Genomic DNA, 7,909 nt, shown 5'->3' with positions numbered 1-7,909 from the left:
GCAGGGGTTTCTTTTTGGTTGGCATACATACACCTCTTACTCATGTTATGCCCGAACACAAAATTTCTGACACCCTCGCCGGTCCTGATGTACGCGCTCAACTCTTCAAACACTTCAACCCACTGAAGTCCGCTCGCACCTTGCTCAGCCGATCCTGCAGAAACCGCCGCTGCTGCGGTGTGCTCTGCTGCACCAGGTCCACCAGCAAGCTACGCGCCTGCTGCTCGGTGTTCTGGTACGCGGCCTTGTACGCCGGGGTCCACAGGCTTTCCTTGCGCTGCAACAAGGTCGCCAGGCGCGGCTCGAAGCTGGCGTCGTTACGCTGGTTCATCGCCAGCAGCAATTGTTGCTGCCAGTGCGCACGGTTGGCGATCCATTCGCGGTTCTGGTCACCCAATGCCTGTGCCCAGACCCGCACCCGCTGCTGTTGCGCCGGGGTCAATTCGCCGAACCAGGGTGTCAGGCGCTTTTCCATGCGCTCGGCGCGCCGGGCGATCTGCTCGGCCAGAGGCGTATCGACGTACTTCTTCTGCCGCTCGCTGATGTCGTCGCGAAAGGTTTCACGCATTTCGGCAACCTGGGCGTCGCTCATGCCGCGCAGCAGTTCGGCGGCCGACGGCGTGATGGCCTCTGCCACCCGACCGATGGCCTGGCGTGCTTCGTCGGTGCGTTGCTGCACGGATTGGTCGGTTACCTGATCGTCGGCGACCATGTCGCGTACCCGGTCGAGCCAGTCGAGGTAGCCCGGCAGTTGGGTCTTGCAGTGCCAGGCCAGGTGTTGCTTGAGGCGATCGTCGAGCAGGGCCTTCTGCTCGCTGTTCATGTCCAGGTAGTCGTCCAGCGACCAGGGCACCAGGCGGTCGAGGTTGCGGTAGGCCAGATCGATGCGGGTACAGGCGGCCAGCGCGACGATGAATCCGAAGGTGATGAGCAGGGCTTTGGACAGGCGTGAAGGCATGTGCGAATCCTGACAGGTGCGGGCCAATCGGTAGACGCAGGGTGCGGCAACGCGGTTCCACCGAATCAGCGGTCGGGCAGCGCGCCGGCTTCAGGTGTAGAATAGCCGCCTTGTCTTGAGGAACATCGGAAATGGCTCTGCTTGGGCGTTACAACAGTTTGCAAATCGTGAAGCACGTGGAATTTGGCCTGTACCTGGACGGCGGTGCCGATGGCGAGATCCTCCTGCCCAAACGTTACATTCCCAAGGACACGCCGACCGAGATCGACGACTGGCTCAACGTGTTCATCTACCTGGACAGCGAAGACCAGCTGATCGCCACCACCGAAAAGCCCAAGCTGCAGGTCGGCGGTTTCGCCAGTCTCAAGGTCAAGGACATCAACAACGCCGGCATCTTCTTCGACTGGGGCCTGTCCAAGGACTTGCTCATGCCGTATTCGGAAGAGTCGCGACCGCTGAAGATCGGCGATTACTGCGTGGTCCATGCCTACCTCGACAAACGCACCCGGCGCATTACCGCCACTGCCCGCCTGGATCGCTACCTCGATCGCACCCCGGCCGACTACAGCGTCGGCCAGCCGGTGGAGTTGCTGGTGGCAGGTGAGACGCCCATGGGCTTCAAGGCCATCATCAACAGCCGGCACTGGGGCCTGATCCACAAGAACGAAGTCTTCAAGTTCCTGCGCTCGGGGATGCATGTGGAGGGGTTCATCAAGGAAGTTCGCCATGACGGCAAGATCGCCCTGAGCCTGCAGCCGGTGGGCAAGGCCCTCGGCGACAGCCTGCAGGAGCAGATCATGGCGCGTCTGCAGGCCGAAGGCGGCACCCTGGCCGTGTGCGACAAGAGCGATCCGCAACTGATCAGCCAGCTGTTCAATGTCAGCAAGGGCAATTTCAAGAAGGCGATCGGCGCGTTGTTCAAGCAGGGCCGTATCGTCATCCATGACGATCGGATCGAGCAGGCCTGATCAGGCCTGGACGAAGGGGGCGAAATCCAGCTGTTCGCCTCCTGGGCGGGTGTCGCGCAGCAGCGAATCACGGTCGGCGCTCAGCGCCAGGCTAATGGTCGAGCGGCGCTTGCCGGGGTTGCGGATTTCCATCTGTTCCTGGTGAGCCCGCAGGAAGTTGGTCGGCACTTTGAGGTGCTGCAGTTCGTCGCTCTCCGGAGTGTGCAGCAGCAGGTTGACCCAGTCGGGCTGCCCTTTGCGCAGCAGCGCCACCGGCACTTCGAACCACCAAAGGTTGCGCTTGCGGTCGAGGATCGCGAACAGGGTGTTGTCGCGGGTCAGCACCGGTCGGTTCAGGGTTTCGTTACGCCGGGCGATGGCGGCGGGTTTGTCGAGTTTCATGCAGGTTCCTGCGGGTTGACGCTAAAGAGCTGCATTGTGAGTGATGCCCCTATCGCCGGCAAGCCGGCGATAGGGGCTGTGGCCTCAGCGACGAATCGGCGGGCTCAACTCCGAGGTCGCGCCGTCGGCGGTGGTCACCGTCGCGGTGAAGCTGTTCAGGCCACCGGCATTCTCCAAGGGCTGCGCGAAGCGCGCCTGGCCCTTGGCATCGCTATTGACCAGCACTTCGCCCAGATACTGCTCCGCCTCGGTCGCATCCGCCTCGGCATTGCCGAACAGCTCGATGCGCAGCAGGCTGGACGCCGGCCCCTGGACTTCGCCGCGCAGCACATTGCCTTGCAGTGCTAGCAGCCGGGGGGGCTGCTGGTTGTGGTTGGGCAGCGGTTGGCAGGGCTTCGGGTCGCCGTTGCCATCGCAGATGACGGCCTGGTCCTTCTTCGCCAGGTCCGCGCCTACGCCGCGCGAGCCCACGTACAGCGCATGGGCCTGGGCTGGAACGCCGAAAATGATCGCCCCGGTGCGCTGGTCTGGCACGCACGAGCCACCGGCCTCGCAGCGACGGATGTCTTGGCTGTTGCCCCAGATGCGGTTGCCGCTCAGTCGGGTAGCGGTGACGTCAGGCTCGGGGCGCAGTGCCACGCCGATGCGGTTGCCGTGGATCAGGTTACCGTCGAGCATGTTGCCCTCGCCAGTGACGCTGACACCGATCGAGTTGCCACTGAAGGTATTGGCGCCCAGGTAGTTGCGCTTGCCCCAGTTGATCTGCAGGCCGTCGGAGTAGTTCTCGAAACGGTTGCGTACCACGCTGTTGTCATTGCCCAGGAGAATCTCGATGCCCTGGGACGGCTCGGGGTTGGCCGGGGTCGAGCGGAACAGGTTGTCGGCCACCAGGTTGAAAGCTGCACCACGGGTCAGCTCCAGGCCGTCGCCGTTGTCGATCAACTGGTTACGCAGCACCTTGTTGTTGTTCGTGGTGGTGGCGGTGGGGTTGCCCGCGCCATCGTCGCCGGTGAGCATGATTCCGGCGCCGCCCTTGTTGGCGACGATGCGGTTGTCCTCGATGACGTTGTTGCTGGCGCGGTTGACCAGGATGCCGATGCAGAAATTGCGCACTTCCAGGCCGCTCAGGTGGACGCCCTGGGTGTCGCGCAGTACCAGGCCTGGGTTAGTGGTGGTGCGTACGTTGGTACCGAACTGGCCGGGTAGTGCGCCGGGGCAGGTGCGCACTCCCTGGTCCTTGATATAGCCGGCACCATCGATGGCGATGTACTGGCCGTCACGCGCCCAGGGCAAGCCGGTGATGCGCACCGGCCCTTTGATTTCCGGCAGGGCGCGGGTTGGGCGGATGACGTACGGCGCCTGGCCGACGGCGGCGATTTCGATGCGGTAGCGGCCAGGCTCGCGGTTGCTGGTCTCGATGGCCCAGCGCAGGCTGCCAGGCTTGTCGTCATCGGCGTAGTGGTCGACCCGCAGGACTTGCTCGCCGGTGGATTGACTGGCGAGTGCGGGCAAGGGAAGCAGCGGCAGCAAAGCCGCGAACAGAGGTATCAGACGCATGTGTGCGGGTATCCGGAAGCTGTTGTTCTTGTCGATTGGCAACCTGCATGGGATTGCCTTTTGCTGAGCGCATACTAGGGCAGTCGACGTTTGCAGCGCAGCGGCTGTGGGGCGATTCGGTGCGGTATTCGCCCGGTGATTTGCCGTTCGGCTCGAACCTGGCAAAGCTTTTGAAACTCTTGCAACAGCGTCCCGGTCCACCGACTGTCGACACGGTTTCCCGTGTCTCCATTACAGGAGATTTGCCATGAGCGGCACCAAAGACAAAGCGAAAGGCTTGGCCAACGAGGCGATGGGCAACGTCAAGCAAGGCGTCGGCAAAGTGACCGACAATGACAAGCTGCGTGCGGAGGGCAAGGCCCAGGAGCTCAAAGGTGAAGCACAGCAGGTCAAGGGCGACGTCAAGGATGCAGTGAAAAAGCCTTGATGGTGCACTGATCGTGCAGTTTGCTCGCGGGCAAGCCCTTCACCGGGCTTGCCCGCGTTGCATAAGCCGCGGGTAACCTTCGTGCACGGGTGAGCATTACGCCTGACGCGTGGTCTATTAAACTGGACCGTACGACCGATCAAGCGGCGAAAGGAGACGCTATGATTTTTTCCGCCTTGCAGGGCCTACCCCTGCACCGCGTGCTGATGCGCACCGTCAAGGAGTTCCTCGACGACGAAATGTCGACCTATGCGTCAGCGCTGGCGTACCAGATGCTGTTTTCGTTGTTCCCGTTCCTGTTGTTTTTGATTGCGCTGATTGGTTTCCTGCATTTGCCGGACTTCTTCTCCTGGCTGCGTCTGCAGTCGGAGCTGGTGCTACCGCCGCAGGCACTGGAACAGGTCAATCCGGTGATCGACCAACTGCAACAGTCCAAAGGTGGGCTGCTGTCGGTTGGTATCGTGATCGCGCTGTGGACCGCCTCTGCCGGGGTGCGCCTGATGATGAGCGCGATGAATGCCGCCTACGATGTGCCCGAAGGCCGTCCTGTCTGGAAGCGCATTCCGCTGTCGATCTTCTATACCGTTGGCCTGGCCGGCATGTTACTGGCTGCCGCGGCGCTGATGGTGCTGGGGCCACAGGTGATGGAGTGGATCGCCGCGCAGATCGGCATGCAGGAGGTGATCGTCACGGTGTGGACCATCGTGCGCTGGCCGGCGATCATCTTCCTGTTGATGATCGCCGTGGCGCTGATGTACTACGTGATGCCGGATGTGAAGCAGGAGTTTCGCTTCATCACCCCAGGCTCGGTGCTGGCGGTGGTGGTCTGGATCATCGCCTCGCTGGGCTTTGCCTACTACGTGAAGACATTTGCCGACTACAACGCCATGTACGGCAGTATCGGCGCGATCATCGTATTGCTGTTGTACTTCTATATTTCGGCTGCCGTGGTGTTGCTGGGCGCGGAGATGAATGCGGTGATCGAGCACATGTCGGCAGAAGGCAAGAACCCTGGGGAAAAAGAGCCTGGCGATGCGCACCAACGACATGGGCGCACTGTACTGGGGCATGAGCAGCAGGATTCGGAACAGCCACCGTCCACGCCACGAACCCACGAGCCGAACCCGCGATGATCCGTGACATCCTGAAGATGGGCGACGAGCGTTTGCTGCGCATCGCCCCACCGGTCCCCGACCATCTGCTCGGCAGCGCCGAGTTGCAGACGCTGATCGACGATATGTTCGAGACCATGCGTCACGTTGGCGGCGTCGGCCTGGCCGCGCCGCAGATCGGCATCGATCTGCAACTGGTCATCTTTGGTTTCGAGCGCAGCGAGCGCTACCCCGATGCCGAGCCGGTGCCGCAGACCATTCTGCTCAATCCGTTGATCACGCCGCTGTCCACCGAGATCGAAGAAGGTTGGGAGGGGTGCCTGTCCGTCCCAGGTCTGCGCGGTGTGGTGCCCCGCTACAAACACATCAGCTACACCGGCCTCGATCCCCAAGGCAACCCGATCAATCGCTTCGCCGATGGCTTCCATGCGCGGGTGGTACAACATGAGTGCGATCACCTGATTGGCCGCTTGTATCCCTCACGCATTCAGGATTTCAGCAAGTTCGGCTATACCGAGGTGCTGTTCCCCGGGCTCGATGCCAGCGACGACTGAGGCCGCTCCAGCGCCACCAGGCGCTTGCTGCGTTGATAGCGGGCAAGGCGTGCGGCGAGCGTCTCGGGCAGTGCGCTGCTGACGGTGAAACCCAGTCGTTGATAGAAGGCCGTCAGGTCCGGATGGCAAAACAACCAGGTGGCACCTGGACGGTCTGCCAAGGCGGCTTGTACCAGGCCGGCCGCCAGCCCTTGGCCACGTTGGGCAGGCGCTACGAACAGGCCGGTCAGCCAGAATCCGTCGGCGACCGGCGACAGGCTCAGCCCGGCGCTTATCCCCGGCGCGCGGGCCACCCAGCGCTCGCCGTCGGCGGCGGCGCGCATGCGAGAACCGTGCTGGCGGTAGAAGTGGTCAAGCAGGCGAGCTTCGTCGGCGTTGAGGAGTGAAAACGTCGCGGCGGTCATAGATCGATTTGCTGGAAATGGCCTCGGGTTGTCGCAGATTGTTGCAAATCACGCAAGGCTGAATAACTGACTTTGGGGTTCAACTATTCCAGGGGAGGCGTAGAATTCACTCATCCCCCACGTAGTATAACGAAGCGGGATCGGTACTTCGTGTCATCGATGCAGTGATGACAACTTCTCCGCGCCTACAACGGCTACAGAAGTCAATCGATCAGCTTGATTGTTCCAGCAGGCAAACCTCCATGAAACCATTACTGATTCTTGCATTGGTCGGTATGTCCTCGTTCGCCCTTGCCGATGAGGCCGCACCTGTCTCCAACCAGCCAGTGGTCCAGCAGTATGACTACTCAATGAACCTGGACATCAAGAGGGTGATCAACATGTCGACCATCCCCAATGTCTGTGAAGTGGTACCGGCGACCATGACTTATGAAGACCACCAGGGCCAGGTGCACACTATCGAGTACCGGGCCATGGGCGAGGGCTGCCAGCAGGGTTGATGCCTGCGCTGCCCGATCGGCCCCCGTGGCTGGCGTTTCGAAATGCGAGACGCCGGCCACGGGGGCCGAGTCGTTTGTGGGGAAATGAGTGCCTGGCTTGGTTTTGATGGGGGCGCTCGATCACAATGCCCCTCCATCTCCACCGTCGAACCCAACCGCCAAAGCTTCCTTTGCACACCTGCTCATGGCAGGCTCTACCCCGCCTTTTTCGCCGCTCAGAGCCTGCTATGCCATTTTCCAACGGTTTTCTTCTCAGCCTGTCGCTGTGCCTCGATATCGGGGTCGCCAACATCGCCATGATCACCCTGGCGATGCAGCGTGGTTTTCTTCAGGGCTTCTGGCTTGGCCTCGGCACCTGCGTGGGCGATCTGATCTATGCCATCGCGGCGCTCGCCGGCATGACCGTGCTGCTGCAATTCGAGGCGGTGCGCTGGGGCTTGTGGCTGGGCGGTTCGGCGCTGCTGGTGTGGTTTGCGTTCAAAATGCTGTTGGCCGCCTGGCGCGGTGGGCATTTGCAGGCGCGCGATCAGGTCGTGGTGGAATCGGGTTGGCGCGAATTCCTGCGAGGCATCTTCCTGGCCATGTCTTCGCCAAGTGCGATTCTCTGGTTCGCGGCCGTCGGCGGCGTGCTCATCTCCCGCTCTGGAGGTGGCAGTCTGGTGGACGCTGGCCTGTTCCTGGGTGGCTTTTTCGCCGCGGGGCTGTGCTGGTGCATGAGCCTGTGCGGCATCGCCAGCCAGGGCGGGCGGCTGTTGGGCGATCGCCTGCTGACCTGGTCCTACCTGGCTTCGGCGGCGATTTTCTGCTACTTCGCGGTGTATGTGATTGTGTCCGGTTATCGTGAGTTCATTGTCGCTGCGGGGTGACATAAGGTTCTTCACGGATTTATGGCGGCTGGGGTTTTGGGCTTGGGCTCTCTTGGGGTGGGGCTTTGGTATTGGGGGGGTGATCCGAGAGATGTAGTGGCGCTACTGGCCCCTTCCGCCTTTACGGCGGGCAACTTTTTTCTTGGAAAAAGTTGCACAAAACCGCTTGCTCCCACATACGG

At 61.8% G+C, this 7,909-nt stretch carries 10 protein-coding genes; 6 read left to right on the top strand and 4 right to left on the bottom strand.

The window, feature by feature from the left end; all coding sequences use genetic code 11:
• Positions 1-97 precede the first annotated feature (97 nt).
• Positions 98-958 (bottom strand): DUF6279 family lipoprotein, encoded by an 861-nt coding sequence (locus KY379_RS26915; RefSeq protein ID WP_261242585.1) that lies wholly within the window; start codon positions 956-958, stop codon positions 98-100.
• Positions 959-1,089: 131 nt separating this feature from the next.
• Between KY379_RS26915 and KY379_RS26910 the strand changes: the two genes are divergently transcribed.
• Entirely contained in the window at positions 1,090-1,926 is an 837-nt protein-coding gene (locus KY379_RS26910) for a S1 RNA-binding domain-containing protein (protein WP_196173974.1), read from the top strand.
• Here the strand turns inward: KY379_RS26910 and KY379_RS26905 are convergent, their stop codons facing one another.
• Positions 1,927-2,307: a hypothetical protein gene (locus tag KY379_RS26905; RefSeq protein ID WP_133328076.1), complete on the bottom strand. Its 381-nt coding sequence runs from the start codon at positions 2,305-2,307 to the stop codon at positions 1,927-1,929.
• A gap of 84 nt (positions 2,308-2,391) precedes the next feature.
• Complete coding sequence (locus KY379_RS26900; RefSeq protein ID WP_196173972.1) at positions 2,392-3,864, bottom strand: nitrous oxide reductase family maturation protein NosD; 1,473 nt, start codon at positions 3,862-3,864, stop codon at positions 2,392-2,394.
• Between the two features lie 247 nt (positions 3,865-4,111).
• Between KY379_RS26900 and KY379_RS26895 the strand changes: the two genes are divergently transcribed.
• From KY379_RS26895 to def, 3 genes are all read left to right on the top strand, one after another.
• Positions 4,112-4,291: a CsbD family protein gene (locus KY379_RS26895; protein WP_133328080.1), complete on the top strand. Its 180-nt coding sequence runs from the start codon at positions 4,112-4,114 to the stop codon at positions 4,289-4,291.
• A gap of 161 nt (positions 4,292-4,452) precedes the next feature.
• Entirely contained in the window at positions 4,453-5,424 is a 972-nt protein-coding gene (locus KY379_RS26890; protein WP_133328082.1) for a YihY/virulence factor BrkB family protein, read from the top strand.
• The gene (def, locus tag KY379_RS26885; protein WP_133328084.1) at positions 5,421-5,957 is read left to right on the top strand and encodes a peptide deformylase; all 537 of its coding nucleotides are present in this window, start codon (positions 5,421-5,423) and stop codon (positions 5,955-5,957) included. Before KY379_RS26890 ends, def begins: the two co-directional genes overlap by 4 nt.
• Here def and KY379_RS26880 read toward each other — a convergent pair.
• Positions 5,912-6,280 carry a GNAT family N-acetyltransferase gene (locus tag KY379_RS26880; protein ID WP_133328406.1) on the bottom strand — a complete coding sequence of 123 codons (369 nt, stop codon included), beginning with the start codon at positions 6,278-6,280 and terminating at the stop codon, positions 5,912-5,914. The two genes, def and KY379_RS26880, sit on opposite strands and share 46 nt — an antisense overlap.
• Positions 6,281-6,603: 323 nt before the next feature.
• Between KY379_RS26880 and KY379_RS26875 the strand changes: the two genes are divergently transcribed.
• A complete protein-coding gene (locus KY379_RS26875; RefSeq protein WP_133328086.1) occupies positions 6,604-6,861 on the top strand; it encodes a DUF2790 domain-containing protein in 258 nt (85 codons plus the stop codon).
• A gap of 227 nt (positions 6,862-7,088) precedes the next feature.
• Positions 7,089-7,727: a LysE family translocator gene (locus KY379_RS26870; RefSeq protein WP_261242572.1), complete on the top strand. Its 639-nt coding sequence runs from the start codon at positions 7,089-7,091 to the stop codon at positions 7,725-7,727.
• Positions 7,728-7,909: the final 182 nt, after the last annotated feature.

The sequence above is a fragment of the Pseudomonas sp. HD6422 genome (assembly GCF_025377065.1).
Classification (GTDB): Bacteria; Pseudomonadota; Gammaproteobacteria; order Pseudomonadales; family Pseudomonadaceae; genus Aquipseudomonas; species Aquipseudomonas putida_U.
Note: the sequence above shows the minus strand (reverse complement) of the source record. Positions and strands in the feature narration are given on the sequence as shown.